The organism is Roseivirga ehrenbergii (genome assembly GCF_001593005.1).
GTDB lineage: Bacteria > Bacteroidota > Bacteroidia > Cytophagales > Cyclobacteriaceae > Roseivirga > Roseivirga ehrenbergii.
Window position 1 is genome coordinate 397,804 of record NZ_LQZQ01000049.1, and the last position, 17,254, is coordinate 415,057.

A 17,254-nucleotide genomic window follows, 5' to 3' on the forward strand; every position below is an offset into this window, starting at 1 on the left:
CGATTGAAAACCATTTAACGAGACAGAAATGCAAGAAGGAATTTCAGGAAAAATAGCCAATCTATTCATCAACTCTAAGCTGACGGTGTTGCTTATGGTGGCGTTGATGATCATTGGTGTATACAGTTCGTTTCTTATTCCGCGCGAAGAAGAACCGCAAATAATCGTACCCATGGCCGATATTATGATTGGCTATCCAGGGGCAAATCCTACGGAAATTGAAAACCGTGTAGTGAGGCCTTTAGAGAAAATCATCTCCAATATCAAAGGAGTGGAGCACGTCCACAGTATGTCGATGAATGGCCAAGCGGTGCTCATCGTTCAGTTCTTTGTGGGCGAAGATGTAGAACGTTCCTATGTGAAACTCTACGATGAACTCGAAAAAAACAAAGGAATGTTCCCCGAAGGCGTTTATCAGCCTTTGGTGAAAACAAGGTCGATTGATGATGTGCCAATGTTGGGCATCACGCTTTGGAGTGAAAGCTACAGTGATTTTCAACTTAGACAAATGGCTGAGGAGCTAACCACTGAGATTGAAAAAGTAAATGATGTGGCCATAACCAAGGTAATTGGTGGAAGAACCAGACAGCTTAAAGTTGTACTGGACAAAGATAAGATGGCTGAAAATGGAGTAGATCCATTGGGGATTATGCAGATCCTTCAGGCCAGCAACAGCAGTTCCCAGTCGGGCAAGTTTGTTCAAAACGATCAAGAATTTCTGATTACAACGGGTAAGTTCCTTTCTTCTGTAGAAGAGGTAGAGCGGTTGGTAGTAGGGGTGAATAAAAACTTACCCGTTTATTTAAGTCAGGTGGCCAAAATTGTAGATGGGCCATCATCTTCCAGTAATTATGTGTCATTTGGGTACGGTAAGGCCAATGAAGAATATGCTTCATTTCCTTCAGAATACCCAGCCGTTACTATCTCTGTAGCCAAAGTGAAAGGTGCCGATGCCATGAAAGTGGCGGATAAAATCCTTAGTCAGGTGGAAGGCTTGAAAAAGAACTTGATTCCTAGCGATGTTGAGGTAGCGGTTACTAGGAACTACGGAGAAACAGCTTCGCACAAAGTAGGCGAACTACTGTTGCACTTGGGCGTAGCCATTATAGCCGTCACGGTGTTGGTAATGCTATCCATGGGCTGGAGAGGTGGATTGGTCGTGTTTTTGTCTGTTCCACTCACTTTTGCCCTTACGCTTTTCAGTTATTACATGCTGGGCTATACACTTAACCGAATCACGCTTTTCGCCTTGGTTTTTGTGGTGGGTATTGTGGTAGATGATAGTATTATCATTGCTGAAAACATGCACAGGCACTTTAAGTCGAAGAAATTACCATTTAAACAAGCGGCTATTTATGCCATCAATGAAGTAGGAAATCCTACTATTTTGGCCACATTTACAGTAATTGCTGCCATTTTACCAATGGCCTTTGTGTCGGGAATGATGGGGCCGTACATGAGTCCAATGCCAATTGGAGCATCAATCGCTATGATTCTGTCCTTATTCATCGCCTTAACCATTACTCCATATTTAGGCTATCATTTTCTTCGTGAAAAAGAAAGTGGAGAAGAGAAGGAAGAAAAAGCATACGAAACGACTTTCATTTATAGGGCCTATAAATCTATAGAGTTTCCTTTTCTGGAGAGTAAAGCGAAAAGATGGACACTTTTGAGTGCCACGGTGGTATTACTCTTGGGTTCAATGTACTTGTTCTATAACCAGTCGGTAGTTGTCAAAATGCTGCCTTTCGATAACAAGAATGAGTTTCAGGTGGTAGTAGATATGCCTGAAGGAACCACCTTGGAGCGTACTGCGGCAGTGACTCAAGAAATTGCACAATACTTATCGGGTGTGCCTGAAGTGGTCAGTTACCAGAACTACATTGGTAGCTCGGCACCCATCACTTTTAATGGTTTGGTGAGGCATTACGATTTACGTGGAGGAAGCAATATGGCCGACATCCAAGTAAATCTGTTGCATAAAGCTGATCGTGACTTGTCGAGTCATGACATTACCAAAATGCTTCGACCCGATATTCAGGCCATAGCCGCCAAGCATAATGCAAATGTGAAACTCGTAGAAGTGCCGCCAGGCCCACCAGTACTTTCAACCTTAGTGACGGAGATTTATGGGCCTGATTATAACGAACAAATCAAGCTGGCTGCTCAAGTAAGAGAGCTTCTGTTGAATACACAAGATGTGGTGGATATGGATTGGAATGTGGAGGAAGGACAGACAGAATACAAGCTAGTGGTGGACAGCGAAAAAGCCATGATGCATGGTGTTGTCCCTCAACAAGTGGTGGGAAGTATCACTTACCTCATGCAAGAATATCCTGTGTCGAATTTCTATGACCAAGACGCCAATAACCCAGTGGGTATTGTACTTGCCTTAGATGATCAAGATAAATCTAGTCTGCAAGATACACAGGGGCTTAAAATCAAAGGGCAGCAAGGAGACTTGGTTACCGTTGGCGATTTAGTCACGGTAAGAAAAGATACCCTCCAACCTACAATTTATCACAAAGACCAGAAGCGCGTGGTGTATGTGTTGGCCGATATGGCTGGAGATTTGGAAAGTCCTGCGTACGCCATTTTAGGCATGACCGAGCAGATTCAAAACTTGACTGTGCCGAAAGGCTACTCTGTTAACGAAATGTACATGGGCCAACCTGAGGATGAATCAGACTATACGGTAAAATGGGACGGAGAATGGCAAATTACCATGGAGGTCTTTAGGGACTTAGGAACTGCCTTTTTGGTCGTGATAGTGATTATTTATATGCTGATTGTAGGCTGGTTCCAGAACTTCAAAACACCAATTGTAATGATGATTGCTATACCGCTTTCTTTGGTAGGTATAGTGTTAGGCCATTGGATGCTTGGGGCGTTCTTTACTGCTACATCTTTCATTGGAATGATCGCTTTGGCTGGAATTATGGTAAGAAACTCAGTGCTATTGATTGACTTTATAGAGATCAGACTAAACGAAGGAGCTTCTATAAAACAAGCCATCGTGGATGCCGGTGCGGTACGTACCAAACCGATTCTACTCACCACTGGTGCGGTAGTGATTGGTGCATCCATCATCCTTTTCGATCCTATATTTCAGGGCTTGGCCATTTCATTGGTGGCAGGGGCAATCGTTTCCACTTTGCTTACGCTCATTGTTGTTCCGCTTATTTACTATATGACCGAACGCAAAAAGTGGGAGAATAAATCATCAAACCAGTAATCATACGATCATGGAATTATTAATAATCACAGCGGCAAGAGCTTTTGAAAAAGACATCAAAAGCCTACTAAAAAAAGCGGGAGTCAAAACCTTTTCTTACATGGATGTTACGGGTTATAAAGACCAAGAAGGTGAATCCATATCTGCCAATTGGTTTGCTTCAAGCATTGGCGAACGCCAATCTGTTTTATTCTATGCCTTTGTGCCAACACTTACTGTGGATGAGGTCATGTTAAAGATCAGAAACCTGAATGAAAGCCAAGAATCAGAGTCGAAAATTCACGTGGCAGTAATGGACATTAAAAGAATGAATAACATTTAAAAAGAATACAATGGTAACAAGAGTAAAACATGCAATAGCCGGTACTTTCATTTTAGCCAGCATACTATTATCAATTTATGTGAATCAAAATTGGTTGTGGTTTACGGCTTTCGTAGGTGCTAATTTGCTTCAATCATCATTTACGAATTGGTGTTTGATGGACATTATTCTGAAGAAGTTTGGTTTAAGAGACTCAGCAAAAACTTGCTGCTAAAAACAGTAAGTTTTATTGATAACAGGTTGATTCATTTGTCTTAGGCCTCACGATTTTGGGGTTTTCGCCTTATCTTTAAATCAGCAAATAGCTGATTTATTGAATGACGATATGAATGAACTTTTAGATAAGATGTTGGCCAATTCTGGTCTTGAAGAGAGGCTTGCAGAAGAAATTAGAACTGCAGGAAGGCTCAAAAAGGTAAAAGCTGGAGAGCTGATTTTTGGATCAGACCAAGGAGGAGGCGAAATGCCGATCGTTTTGCAGGGATTGCTTAAGGTAATGCGTCAAGACGAACAACGAAATGAGGTGTTTCTTTACTATTTAGAAGGCGGTGAGACTTGCGCAATGTCAATTGCCTGTTGCTTGGAGGGCCGAAATACGGGCTTTCATGTAATGGCCGAAGAAGACTCCATTGTTTGGATGATTCCGAATAGCTATTTAGATGCTTGGATGGTGAAATATTTGAGTTTTAGAAAGTTCGTTTTCAGCTCTTATCAAACTCGTTTTGACGAATTACTTACCACTATTGATAGTGTAGTTTTTCATAACATGGATGAAAGGCTTTTAAAATATTTATTAGATACACAGCAGGCCACGGGCACTTTCAAAATTCAGAAAACGCACCAGCAAATTGCCAATGAGTTAAACACCTCTAGGGTAGTGGTGTCTAGGTTGCTGAAAGGTTTGGAGGCCGATGGTAAAATTGAGTTGCATAGAAACTGCATAGAAATATTGTAAATCAAGCTTTATTGATGAAAAAGGGTGAGCAGAGAGAAGAGGAGGTAAAGGGAAAAGGAAATTTAAAATTGGCCATTGTTTTAGTGCTTACCCTTGGTTTGGCACCTTTTACGCCTGAGCCTCATATTTGGGGCAAAATAAAATGGGTAATGGGAGGCGCCAACGGAATGCAGATCATGGACTACTTTGATTTGGTTTTGCATGGTACCCCTTGGGTATATTTCATTGTGGTGCTTTTAAAGTATTTGAAAAAAAGCTGACATTATAAAGTGTTGGCGCTAAATAAATAGGGAAGAATCACACTAGACTAATCGCTTTATGGATACCGAAATACTCGCCCGAATACAGTTCGCCTTCACTATTGCTTTCCATTACATTTACCCGCCTCTGAGTATTGGCTTAGGGGTAATTCTTGTAATTATGGAAGGAATGTATCTCCGCACGAAAAAGGAGATTTACCATACCATGACCCGCTTCTGGGTAAAAATATTTGCTTTGATTTTTGGTATAGGCGTAGCTACCGGAATTGTAATGGAGTTTGAGTTTGGCACCAATTGGGCTACTTATTCTCGCTATGTAGGCGATATTTTTGGGAGTGCACTTGCTGCCGAAGGACTTTTTGCCTTTGCATTAGAATCTGGTTTTTTGGGTATTCTCCTTTTTGGTTGGAACCGTGTAAAACCTTGGGTGCATTTCGTATCAACCATTGGAGTAGCATTCGGCTCTATGTTTTCTGCCGTTTGGATTGTGGTGGCCAACAGCTGGCAACAGACCCCCGCTGGTTTCAAAATTGTAGGTGAGGGAATGAACCAAAAAGCGGAAATCACCGATTTCTGGGCCATGGTTTTTAATCCATCCTCTGTCGATCGGCTTTCACATGTTTTAATAGGAGCCTTTCTGGCAGGCGCCTTTTTAGTGATAAGTGTTAACGCATATTACATTCTTAAAGGGCGCTATTTAGAAATTGCCAAGCCTGCGTTCAAAATAGCCTTGGTGGTGGTCATCGTAGCCTCTTTTGCCCAATTGTTTACCGGACACCGATCAGCAGATGGAGTTGCTGAGTATCAGCCCGCTAAGCTTGCTGCTTTCGAAGGTCACTATGATAGTTTGGCCGTGGGTGATATGTACCTTTTTGGTTGGGTAGATCACGATAACAAAGAGGTGACGGGGTTGAAGATTCCTAAATTTCTCACTTTCCTTATCCATCAAGATTTTACTACGCAAATTAAGGGGTTAGACTACTTTCCTGAAGATGAAATTCCCGGACAAGTCAATGCTGTTTTTCAATTTTATCATATTATGGTTGCTATAGGCATGGTGTTGATTGGGCTTAGTATTCTGTCTATATACCTTTGGTGGAAGGGCAAACTGTTTAAATACCGATGGTTTTTGGTATTGATGGCTTGGGCGGTTTTTCTTCCTCAGATTGCGAATCAGGTAGGCTGGTTTGCTGCAGAAATGGGAAGACAACCTTGGGTGGTTTATGGCTTGTTAAGAACCGATGAAGCATTTTCTCAGGCAGTAACAGCTAATCAAATTCTATTTACGCTTATTCTTTTCTTCTTTGTGTATCTGCTTCTTTTTGTGCTCTTTATCTATCTGCTCAATAAGAAAATTAAGCATGGGCCTTACGATGACCGTTTGGAAGATGATAGGCCAAATCAATCCGAACAAGCATTTAACTTATAAGCGCTATGGAAACATTTTTAGGCATAGAATATACAACTTGGTGGTTTTTGATTTTAGGTGCCACAGTAACTGGTTATGCGATTCTCGATGGCTTCGATATGGGCGTAGGAGCAATCCATCTCTTCTTTAAGAAAGAAGAAAGTAGAAGGATAGCTATTAATGCTATAGGTCCGGTTTGGGACGGAAATGAGGTATGGCTTGTGATTACAGGAGGAGTGCTTTTTGCAGCCTTTCCTCCCGTATATGCTACTCTCTTTTCGGGACTCTACATTCCTTTGATGCTCTTTTTAGTGATGATTATTTTCAGAGCAGTTTCCATTGAGTTCAGAGGGAAAGAAAAGATGGCCTGGTGGCGTAAAACCTGGGATATTTCTTTCAGTATTTCTAGTACAATAATGGCCATTGCTTTGGGTATGGTAATCGGAAATGTATTACAAGGAATGCCTATTGGAGCCGATGGTGAATTTAGCCGAGAAACGGATTTTTCATTTGTAAATCCTTTCAGTGTATTAACTGGCGTCACATCCCTTTCGCTTTTTATGCTCCATGGAGCTTTGTATTTGGGGATGAAAACCGAAGGGCGTCTGTATGCTAGGTTAACCGTCATCATAAAAAACACTACCATCTTTTTTGTACTTAGTTTGTTGCACCTTACTTTTTACACTTTACTGTATGTGCCTCATCTTTCTGAAAAACTAAAAGAGGCCGAATGGCTATTCATATTGCCTGCCTGTCTTGTGTTTTTAGTGGCTAACATTACCCGCCTTGTATCGAAGAGGAAATATAAATGGGCTTTCGCTTCATCTTCGGGAGTTATTGCTTCCCTTTTGTTATTGGTAGCCTTTGAGCTTTTTCCAGTTATGCTTTTTTCTTCGATTAACCCTGACTACAGTTTAACTCTGACTAATGCTACGGCTTCTGAGAAGTCTTTAAGCATTATGCTCACCATTGCCATGATTGCTGTTCCGCTTATAGCTATATATACCTTTTTCGTGTTCTGGACATTCAGAGGTAAGGTCAAGATCGATGATCATAGTTATTAAATCAGGTATTTGAGCGTACTGGCCTAGGTTCTGTAACAAATGTAACTAAGCCCAAAGGCTAAAGATTGTACATTTGTTTCATTGAAAATAAGCGTTAGATAAAACAAGAAGTAATGAATATAGAAGAACTAATCAATCAGGGTAAAGCCAGTATAGTGGATGTACGTTCGCCAGAAGAATTTAGGGGAGGGCATGTAGCCAATTCGGTAAACATTCCTTTGCCTGAGGTTCCTCAGCGGATTGATGAACTTAAAGCCATGAAGGCACCATTGGTATTGTGTTGCGCATCAGGAAATCGCAGTGGCCAAGCCGAACAATTTCTTTCGAGCTACGGCATCGAGTGCTATAATGGAGGCAGCTGGTTAGATGTAAATTATGTTCAGTCTAAAAACGTTTAAGAGCAATGTTAGAAGGATTAAAAAGATTGTTCGGTTTAGGGCCAAAAGTCGATTTTAGGGAACTTGTTCAGCAGGGAGCTGTTGTTCTAGATGTACGCTCGAAGGGCGAATTTGCAGGAGGGCATATCAATGGCTCGATCAATATTTCGGTAGATACTTTAGGTGCCAACTTGAGTAGATTGAAGAATAAAGATAAACCCATTATTACCTGTTGTGCTTCGGGCATGCGAAGTGCTTCGGCCAAGAATATTCTAAAAGCCAATGGTTATACACAAGTGTATAATGGTGGTGGTTGGTCAAGTCTTCAGCATAAAATTAGATAGACATTAAACCGTAAAATTATGGACAACACAAACGCAATTGGGCTTGAAAGCACTAAGGCCGAGAAATTAGCTAAAAAGTTAAATGAGTTATTGGCCAATTATTCAATTTTTTACCAAAACACACGCGGTGCACACTGGAATATCAAGGGTGAGAAGTTTTTTGAACTTCATGTGAAATTCGAAGAGTTGTATAATGACTTAGTACTTAAAATTGATGAGTTAGCAGAACGAATTTTGACCTTAGGACACACCCCAGAACATAATTACTCAAAGTATGCTGCCAGTTCTTCCATTAAGGAAAGTAGTGAAGTAACCAACGGAGTAAGGGCTGTAGAAAACATCTTGAACTCCTTTAAAATGGTGATAACGCTACAACGCGAAATTTTAGATTTAGCAGCTGATGCCAATGACGAAGGAACAAACGCTTTGATGAGCGATTACATCAGAGAACAAGAAAAGCTAGTTTGGATGTATTCTTCATTTTTGAATAGATAAGAATAGCATAGAATTGATTTCGAAAAACTCCCTGAAGGCAGAAGCTTTTAGGGAGTTTTTTTATGCTTTAACAGAAGAATGAGACAGGGTTGGTTGGTAAATAAGATGGTGAATTCGAAAACAGGTTTGGTTTAAAAAATTAAAAATGCTTATTCTGCTTTGGCTTTTTACATGAGGCTATATGAAATTTATTATCACTCAAATAATACACATAGCTTAGCATTAATAAAAGGAAAAGTGAATTAGGAAAGAGAGGCGAAAGGTGTTTACTTCAAACCATACTATTGACTGCTTTTCGTGAGAGGATCAGCATTGGTACAAAATGCTTCAACCTAAATAGCAAAGCTACATGAAATGGATGCTTCCTCGTAACCTCTTGATTTTCCTCTTTGTGTATTCTGTATCGCTAAACGCTCAGCAAAGCCCTATAGATAGTCTTAAACAATTGTTAATAGGTCACCAGGATAACATTGAAAAGGCACAGATCTACAGAGAATTGACCATTAAATACGATAGAGTTAATCAGGATTCTGCACTTTATTTTGCGGATAAACAGATTAAGCTTTCGAAAAAAATCAACTACGCGGAAGGAGAGTACAAAGCCTACTATTCAAAAGGGGTTTCTTATTTCAGGAAAAACGTAAAAGACTCGGCCTTATATTACTTTCAGAAGTCTTATGATGATGCTTTGGCCGCTCAAGATACTATACAGGCAAATCAATCTTTGGGAAGTGTAGGGGCTTTGAATATACTGCTCGGCAATTATGAAATGGCCCTAGAGTCATTTTTGGCCAGACTGGAAATGTTAAAAAGATATCCTAATCCTGCAGCTGAGCAAACCGTGTATAACAATATGGCCAGTGTCTACGATAGGCTGGAACAATACGATCAAGCCATTGTGTACCACCATAAGTCGCTTAAGCTTAAACTGCAAGCGGAAGATATCAATGGGATTATGACATCCTATCAAAACCTTGGCGCTGCATTTACCAAATTAGACAATGAAGATTCTGCCCTGAATTACTCCAGAAAAGCTTTTAAAATCGCTGAACAACTGGACAATAAGAATGTTATGGCCGCCACCCTTTCGAATATAGGGACATTCTATACGCGAGAGGCACACTTTTCATACGACTCGGCCTCGATATATCTAAATAAAAGTTTGGCCATTGCTAGAGAAGTAGATGATAAAGATGGTATGGCAAGATCATATTCGAATTTGTCCACTATTAATTTGACCGTAAAAAACTACCAAAAATCTTTAGACCTGGCACTTAAGGCACTTCCTTTATTTGAGTCTTTAGGGTATAAGAATGACATTTCAGAAACTGTAAATGATATCGCCCTATCCTTTGAAAAGTTGGGGAGATACCCTGAAGCATACGCCTACCTAAGACGACACAAAAACCTAGATGATTCTCTATATACCGAAGAAACCACGAGGGCAATTAGTGAGATGCAGACCAAATATGAAACAGAAAAAAAGGATCAAGACTTGGCTCTTCAATCAGCACAACTAACCGAAAAGCAACTAGAATTAGAGCAACAGCATTTACTAAGAAATGGAGCCATAGCTGGTGCTGTCTTGTTAGGTATTGTTGCTTTCCTTATCTATCGAATCAAAACAAAGAGTAATAAGGAAATCACCTCTAAAAATGAGCTTTTGAGTAAATCTCTATCCGAAAGAGAAGCGCTGTTAAAGGAGATTCACCACAGGGTTAAAAACAACCTTCAAATCATTGCGAGTTTACTCTACCTACAATCTGATGAGTCGGAAAATCAAGATGTTAGAAGGTTATTAGAAGAAGGGCAGGGTAGAGTACGTTCAATGGCACTTATTCATCAGAAGCTCTATGAGAATGATGATCTAAAGCATATTCCCTTCGATGATTATTTAAAAGAATTGATTGGAGAAATAAAGCTGTCGTTTGGTGATATGGCTAAAAATATTGAGTTGCAAGTGGAAGCCAAAGATGTATTCTTCGATGTAGATACAGCCGTTCCGCTTGGGCTTATTATTAATGAGTTGAGCACCAATGCCTTCAAATATGCTTATGCAAAACGAGTGGGAGGCGGGGTATTTAAAGTGGTGTTAAAAAAAGAGGGAGGCGAATACCGTATGACTGTTTCAGACAATGGTCATGGAATTCCTGATGAAGTATTGAACGCGACTCAGTCATCTTCTTTAGGTTTGAAACTCACCCGAATGTTGAGCGATCAGTTGGAAGGAGAATACAACTTCGACAATAGTAATGGAACTACCTTTGACCTCAAGTTTGCAGTTTAATGGAGAAGGTAAGAGTATTAGTAGTTGAAGACGAAGTAATCATCGCACAGTCCATCATCAGCATGATTGAGAAAATGGGCTATGAATGTGTAGGAACAGCCATTCGTGCTACTAAAGGACTAGAACTAGCGAAAACATTAAAGCCCGATATTGCATTGCTAGATATTAATCTAAAAGGAGAAGAAACGGGCATATGGCTGGCTGGTGAGTTGAAAAGAGAACTCAATATTCCGTATGTATTTTTAACCTCTTTGGGCGATAAAAAGACCATTGAAGAAGCTACATCAACCATGCCGTATGGGTATTTATTAAAGCCTGTGGCTCAGCAAAGCGTTTATGCTGCTATTGAAACAGCCTTGGCAAGGTTCAGCCAAGAAAACAAAACGCCAGCCCAAAAAGAAGCAACTCTTTCTGTGAGTAAATCATTTGATGAAAAAGAGGAAGAAAAGCCATCCTTGCTCATTAAGGATGCACTCTTTATCAAAGATGAGTATCAGTACGTGAAAATCATCCTTTCCGAAATTGACTACATAAAATCAGACGGGAATTACATTGAAATCCACAGTCAAGGGAAGAAGAAAGTTCTCAAGGAAACCCTCAAAAATATGGAGACCAAATTACCTGCTGATATCTTCTTTCAGACCCACCGGTCGTATTTGGTAAATGTAGAAAAGATTGAAAGCATTGGTGGCAATAGTATTAAAGTCAATAATGAAGAATTGCCCATTGTGAAAGAAAGAAGAGATGCACTTTTGGCCTATTTGCCAGGCTGAAAATTCAGTTGATCACCTCCATTTCTAAACCTGTTTTCTAACCACTGATTTCATGATCAACTGTTCTCCTGATTTCTGATTCACCGATTACTGATATACTGTTGTCCTGATTTACCGATATACTGATCTCCTGCTCTCTAATTCCTTAAAATTTTCATCCCCAGCTTTCCCGTTTTCACCCACCAACTCTGTGGCTTGGTCAATCATTTTTTATGTAGCCATGATCTCGCAATACATTCGATAGACTCTTTCTGATAATTGGGTCAAGTAAAGAACGTATTTAGAACCAACCCACTAGAATATGAATACCTCCCGTAAAGCACCCATAAGCCTTAGATTTCCTCTCAGAGGAATTCAGCTGCTTATCGCACTCCTTCTGTCATTTTTTATTTTTAGCAAGGCAGAAGCTCAAATCACTCTTGCGAATAGCCTTTCTGATTCCGATAATGATGGTTCTCTAATTATTAAGCGCACTAGTAATTCAGACGCATCAACTACTCCGTTTTTCTATTCGGGAATGGATGATAGTGCACCAAAGGTCGATGAGAATATCTACATATCTAGTTTTACACCCTATACTGTACCAGTGCCTGTCACAGTGATTGATTTTACTGGTGAAGGATGGTCAAATAGTCAAAACTTGGGTGCATCGCTGACAAGATCCGATTTTGTATTTAGTCATTACAATTCTTCTTTGGTTCCAACTGCCATATATGCCAGCATATTCGGTGAGGGTTTTCCATTTACTAACCCAGATTGGTCTCTCCGTATTGATAAGGCGTATCTAGTAATCAAAAAGACTGACGGAAGTGAGTTTGATTTTCAGAGTCTGTATGCAATAGGGGTTGATGATCAGACGGTTAGCATTTCAGGTTATAGAAACACAAAGTCTGTAGCAACCACCTCAGCGGCAACGAGCATTTCTGGTGCTAGAATTTCGCCTAGCACTTTGGATGGAGGCTTTGCGAATGTAGATAGCGTGGTGGTGAGCAACCCAAATGGTATTTTGGATACATTTAACTTTGCTCCTCCAACTGATCTGGCTCCTCCAGATGTGAAGAAGATTTTGGTTGCCAGCTCACCTTCAGGCAGTGCTACATCTATTAACTATACTGTAAGCTTTTATGAAAGCGCCAACAATCTTAGTATAGATGACTTTCAGTTAACAAAAACGGGAACAGCGCAAGGTACTATTAGTGCCATAAGTGCGGTATCTGGAACTTCAGTGAATGTAACCGTTAATGCAATTTCAGGAGACGGTACATTAAGGTTAGACTTAAAAAGCAATACCAATATTACAGATGACCTTGGGAACGGGAATAATAATAATGGATATGTACAAGCCTATACTGGGGGAGTAAGCCATACGGTAGATTTTACTGCCCCCACAGGTTATACAGTGAGCTTTGATCAAACATCTGTCAATGCTGTTAACAAATCGAACATAAGTTTTACTTTTTCAGGAGCCGAAGTTGGGGGTACTTATTCATATGATTTCTCCAGTAGCAGTGGTGGGAGTGCTAGTACAACTGGGAGGAGTGTTTTAAGCTCCAGTAAAACGGTTGGATTGAGTGAAATGGAAATTTTAGGAGATGGTACGGTTACATTAAATTTTACACATAAAGATGCGGCTGGTAATACTGGCAATACAGTTACAAAAACAATAATTAAGGATACGGTACTACCAGTTTTTGAAAATAGCACACCATCGTCTTCCAATATAGGTGAGAAGATATTTGACCTTAATCTTGATATGAATGAAGCTGGCAAGCTTTACTATGTGATTGTACCTGATGGGGCTACTGCCCCTACAGCTGCTGATGTAAAGGCAGGGAATGCTAATGGAGGAGGTACACCTGTAACTGGCGGTAACGCCTCAGTAACTACTGGAGGCTTTTCTAATACCTTTAATGTCGCAGGTCTATCTATCGTTACGGCATATGACGTGTATGCTATTGCAGAAGATGTCGCTGGCAACCTTGTTAATACAGTATCGAAAATTGATGTTGCTACCGTGGATCTTAATGATCCAGTTTTCACTTCACCCACAACAGCCAACTTTGCAGAAAACGGTACAGGCACTGCTTATACCGCAGTAGCCACAGATGCCAATACTATTACCTATAGTTTAGGAAATGCGAAAGATGAAGCACTATTCAATATCGTTGGAGCAACGGGAGTAGTTACCTTCAAAAATGCACCGGACTTTGAAAATCCAACGGATGGTAATACCGACAATGCTTATGTGATCAATGTTATTGCCAATGACGGAACCCATTCGGTTAATCAGGATGTAACCATTACCGTTACAGATATTGATGAAATTAATCCAGTATTTACTTCGGCCACCACAGCCAACTTTGCAGAAAACGGAACAGGTACTGCTTATACAGTTGTAGCTACAGATGTCAACACTGTTACCTATAGTTTAGGCAATGCAAAAGATGAAGCATTGTTCAATATTGTTGGGACAACAGGAGTAGTCACTTTTAAGAACGCTCCAGACTATGAAAACCCAGCAGACGGAAATACCGACAATGCCTATGTGATCAATGTGATTGCTAGTGATGGTAGAAACTCTGTCAATCAAAATGTAACTATTACTGTTACAGACATTGATGAAATTAACCCAGTATTTACTTCAGCTACCACGGCCAACTTTGCAGAAAACGGGATAGGTGCTGCTTATACAGTTGTAGCTACAGATGCCAATGCTTTGACTTATAGCCTGAGCGGTTGTTTTGACGATGCGCTGTTCAATATCGCCAACGGAGTTGTAACCTTTAAGAACACTCCAGACTTTGAAACCCCTGTTGATGTAGATGCCAATAATACTTACGTAATCAATGTGGTTGCTAGCGATGGTGTAAATTCTGTGAATCAGGATGTGACCATCACAGTCACTAATGTAAATGAAGACCCTTCAATTACGTCCAATGCAGTCACTGCAGGAAATGATAATGCTACTTATACATATAATATAACTACAAGCGATATAGACAATGATGCAGTAACTGTAACAGCAACTGTAAAACCTGATTGGCTTTCACTTAGTTCAAGTGCAACTGTTTCAACGTTTGCGGGGTCAGGAACTTCTGGTTATGCCGATGGTACTGGAACAGCCGCTAGCTTTGGTCAGCCTTTTGGGATGGTTGTGGATAACACAGGTAATCTATATGTGTCCTCTTATAGTCATCGCATTCGAAAAATAACTCCCGCTGGAGTAGTAAGTATATTCGCTGGTTCAGGAGATTATGGGTCAGCCAATGGTACTGGTACCGCAGCGAGCTTTGCCAATCCTAGCGGTATGGCAATGGATGCTGCCGGTAATTTATTTGTAGCAGATTTTGGAAATCATACTATTCGAAAAATCACTCCTGCTGGCGTGGTAACAACCTTTGCGGGTATGAATGGAGTGAGAGGAAGTGCTGATGCTACAGGAACCAACGCGAGTTTCTCAGGCCCTATAGGCATGGCCATTGATGGATCGGATAATTTGTACGTTACCGAACTTGTTAACAATCGTATCCGAAAAATCACTCCTACTGGAGTGGTAACAACATTCGCAGGCTCTGGCTCGGGAACCCCAGTTGATGGTACTGGCTTGGTCGCTGCTTTCGGTGGCCCCGATGCCATAGAGATCGATGAATCTGGCAATTTATATGTGACTGAACAAAACAGCCATTTAGTTAGAAAGATTACACCTGCCGGAGTTGTGACCACAATTGCAGGAACAGGCAGTACTGGTTCTGCTGATGGAACAGGTACAAGTGCCTCTTTTAATACTCCATACGATGTACTGGTCGATGGCTCAAACAATTTATTGATTGCTGACGCTTTCAATCATACGATTCGAAAGATAACCCCTGCAGGAGAGGTAACAACAATTGCAGGTTTAGCCCTTAATACTGGCTCGGAAAATGGGGCGGGAACAGATGCTCGTTTTAATTCCCCTATTGGTTTGGCGATGAATTCTGATGGAGAGGTCTTTGTAGCAGAATTGGGCAATCATCTTATCCGAAAAATAGTTTTTGGCGACCAATTATCAGGTGATGCTACGGGTCAATCAGGAAATCATAATGTAACGCTTACCGCCAGCGATGGCAATGGAGCAACAGCTACTCAGTCTTTTGTGGTAGATGTGTCGCGTGTCTTAACTCCAGATGATGACAACATTCTCTATGTGAACAAAGATGTAAGAGGAGGTAATGGTAGAGGTGGCTCTTGGGCGAATGCCGTTACTGAACTGGCAGATGCACTCGTGTGGGCAAAAGAAAATTATGATAATACCTGGGCAACTACGCCTTTGCAAATTTGGGTTGCGGGTGGTACGTACAAACCGCTCTACACGCCAGAAGATGGTGAAGACTTTGCAGTTGGAACAGATCCTCGAGACAATGCCTTTTTATTAGTAAATAATGTGGAATTGTATGGCGGTTTTGCAGGAACAGAAACAGCCTTAACCGATAGAGATTTAAGCCTAACAGCTAATGCTACTATCCTAAGTGGTGATTTTAATGATGACGATGTAGTTACGGGTACTGGAAGTTCTATAAGTTTTTCTGGTAATACAGAAAACGCATACCATGTAATCATAAGTGCAGGTTCAGTTGGTAAAGCCCGTGTAGATGGCTTTACTGTTACAAATGCTAATGCAAATGGATCAAACAGTATCACCGTTAACTCAATATCTTTTATCAGAAATTATGGTGGTGGAATGTTCATTGATGCTTCTTCACCAACTATTCAGCAGAGTACTTTTGTTCATAATTATTCAAGTGATTATGGAAGTGGAATTTTCAACGACCATTCATCTGCGCCAAAAGTGAGCAATAGTATCTTTAAGGATAATAAAGTAGGCTCTTGTGGTGCTGCCATGTACAATTACAATAGTTCAAGCCCTACTATTACCAATAGCCTTTTTATAGGAAACTCAGCAGACGATTATGGGGGAGCTATTTACAACAGTGCCAGCTCTAGCTCCATAATAATCAACTCAACTATTATTGCTAATTCAGCGGCCTCGGATGGTGAAGGTATTTATATTCATACCTCAACCGCTACAATTCAAAACAGTATAGTTTGGAATGAGATAAGTATATATAATGGAGGAACCTATACTATTGAAAATAGTGTGGTACAAGGTAGTTCGGACGTGTCTGATGGAAATATAGATGCGACAAGCTTAACAGTTAACGATCTTTTCACTGATCAAGCCAATGGCGATTATAGTTTAAAACATACAAGTCCGGCAGTAAACACAGGAAACAATGCCTTATACACTGGTACGTTAGGAACAGACAAAGATTTGGCGGGTAGTCCTCGCCTCTACGATGGTGCTCCAGCTACTGATATTATTGATATGGGAGCTTACGAGTATCGTGACATTATTGACCCGGTGTTTACTTCTGCTACCACAGCCAACTTCGCAGAAAACGGAACAAGCACAGCTTATACGGTAGCAGCCACAGATGCCAACACCGTTAGTTACAGCTTAGGCACAGGCAATGATGAGGCCTTATTTAATATTGTTGGAGCAACGGGTGTAGTCACTTTCAAGAACTCTCCAGACTTTGAAAATCCAGCAGATGGTGACGCCAACAATACTTATGCGATCAATGTGATTGCTAGTGACGGAATTAACTCTGTGAATCAAGATGTGACCATTACCGTGACTAATGTGGATGATACTGATCCAGTATTTACTTCACTAACCACAGCCAACTTTGCAGAA

General features: G+C 40.7%; 13 protein-coding genes. All 13 read left to right on the forward strand.

The window, feature by feature from the left end:
• Positions 1 to 28 precede the first annotated feature (28 nt).
• Positions 29 to 3,235, forward strand: a complete 3,207-nt coding sequence (locus tag MB14_RS16130; RefSeq protein WP_062593407.1) for an efflux RND transporter permease subunit — start codon at positions 29 to 31, stop codon at positions 3,233 to 3,235.
• 10 nt (positions 3,236 to 3,245) lie between these two features.
• Positions 3,246 to 3,557 (forward strand): hypothetical protein, encoded by a 312-nt coding sequence (locus MB14_RS16135; protein ID WP_062593409.1) that lies wholly within the window; start codon positions 3,246 to 3,248, stop codon positions 3,555 to 3,557.
• Between the two features lie 10 nt (positions 3,558 to 3,567).
• Positions 3,568 to 3,771 (forward strand): YgaP family membrane protein, encoded by a 204-nt coding sequence (locus MB14_RS16140; RefSeq protein ID WP_053221974.1) that lies wholly within the window; start codon positions 3,568 to 3,570, stop codon positions 3,769 to 3,771.
• A 111-nt stretch (positions 3,772 to 3,882) separates the two neighbouring features.
• Positions 3,883 to 4,512, forward strand: coding sequence for a Crp/Fnr family transcriptional regulator (locus MB14_RS16145; RefSeq protein ID WP_062593411.1), 630 nt, complete (start codon positions 3,883 to 3,885; stop codon positions 4,510 to 4,512).
• Positions 4,513 to 4,526: 14 nt separating this feature from the next.
• Positions 4,527 to 4,772 carry a hypothetical protein gene (locus tag MB14_RS16150; RefSeq protein ID WP_062593413.1) on the forward strand — a complete coding sequence of 82 codons (246 nt, stop codon included), beginning with the start codon at positions 4,527 to 4,529 and terminating at the stop codon, positions 4,770 to 4,772.
• Positions 4,773 to 4,830: 58 nt separating this feature from the next.
• Positions 4,831 to 6,201, forward strand: coding sequence for a cytochrome ubiquinol oxidase subunit I (locus MB14_RS16155; RefSeq protein ID WP_062593415.1), 1,371 nt, complete (start codon positions 4,831 to 4,833; stop codon positions 6,199 to 6,201).
• 5 nt (positions 6,202 to 6,206) lie between these two features.
• Positions 6,207 to 7,244 (forward strand): cytochrome d ubiquinol oxidase subunit II, encoded by a 1,038-nt coding sequence (cydB, locus tag MB14_RS16160; RefSeq protein ID WP_062593417.1) that lies wholly within the window; start codon positions 6,207 to 6,209, stop codon positions 7,242 to 7,244.
• Positions 7,245 to 7,357: 113 nt separating this feature from the next.
• Positions 7,358 to 7,642 carry a rhodanese-like domain-containing protein gene (locus tag MB14_RS16165; RefSeq protein WP_062593419.1) on the forward strand — a complete coding sequence of 95 codons (285 nt, stop codon included), beginning with the start codon at positions 7,358 to 7,360 and terminating at the stop codon, positions 7,640 to 7,642.
• Between the two features lie 5 nt (positions 7,643 to 7,647).
• Complete coding sequence (locus MB14_RS16170) at positions 7,648 to 7,965, forward strand: rhodanese-like domain-containing protein (RefSeq protein ID WP_062593421.1); 318 nt, start codon at positions 7,648 to 7,650, stop codon at positions 7,963 to 7,965.
• Between the two features lie 18 nt (positions 7,966 to 7,983).
• A complete protein-coding gene (locus MB14_RS16175; protein WP_062593423.1) occupies positions 7,984 to 8,460 on the forward strand; it encodes a Dps family protein in 477 nt (158 codons plus the stop codon).
• Between the two features lie 349 nt (positions 8,461 to 8,809).
• Positions 8,810 to 10,747, forward strand: coding sequence for a tetratricopeptide repeat-containing sensor histidine kinase (locus tag MB14_RS16180; RefSeq protein ID WP_062593424.1), 1,938 nt, complete (start codon positions 8,810 to 8,812; stop codon positions 10,745 to 10,747).
• Positions 10,747 to 11,520, forward strand: coding sequence for a LytR/AlgR family response regulator transcription factor (locus MB14_RS16185; RefSeq protein WP_062593426.1), 774 nt, complete (start codon positions 10,747 to 10,749; stop codon positions 11,518 to 11,520). The genes MB14_RS16180 and MB14_RS16185 overlap by 1 nt, the downstream gene beginning before the upstream one ends.
• Positions 11,521 to 11,821: 301 nt before the next feature.
• The coding region (locus MB14_RS16190; protein ID WP_157716605.1) for an NHL domain-containing protein at positions 11,822 to 17,254 on the forward strand (5,433 nt) is incomplete at its 3' end.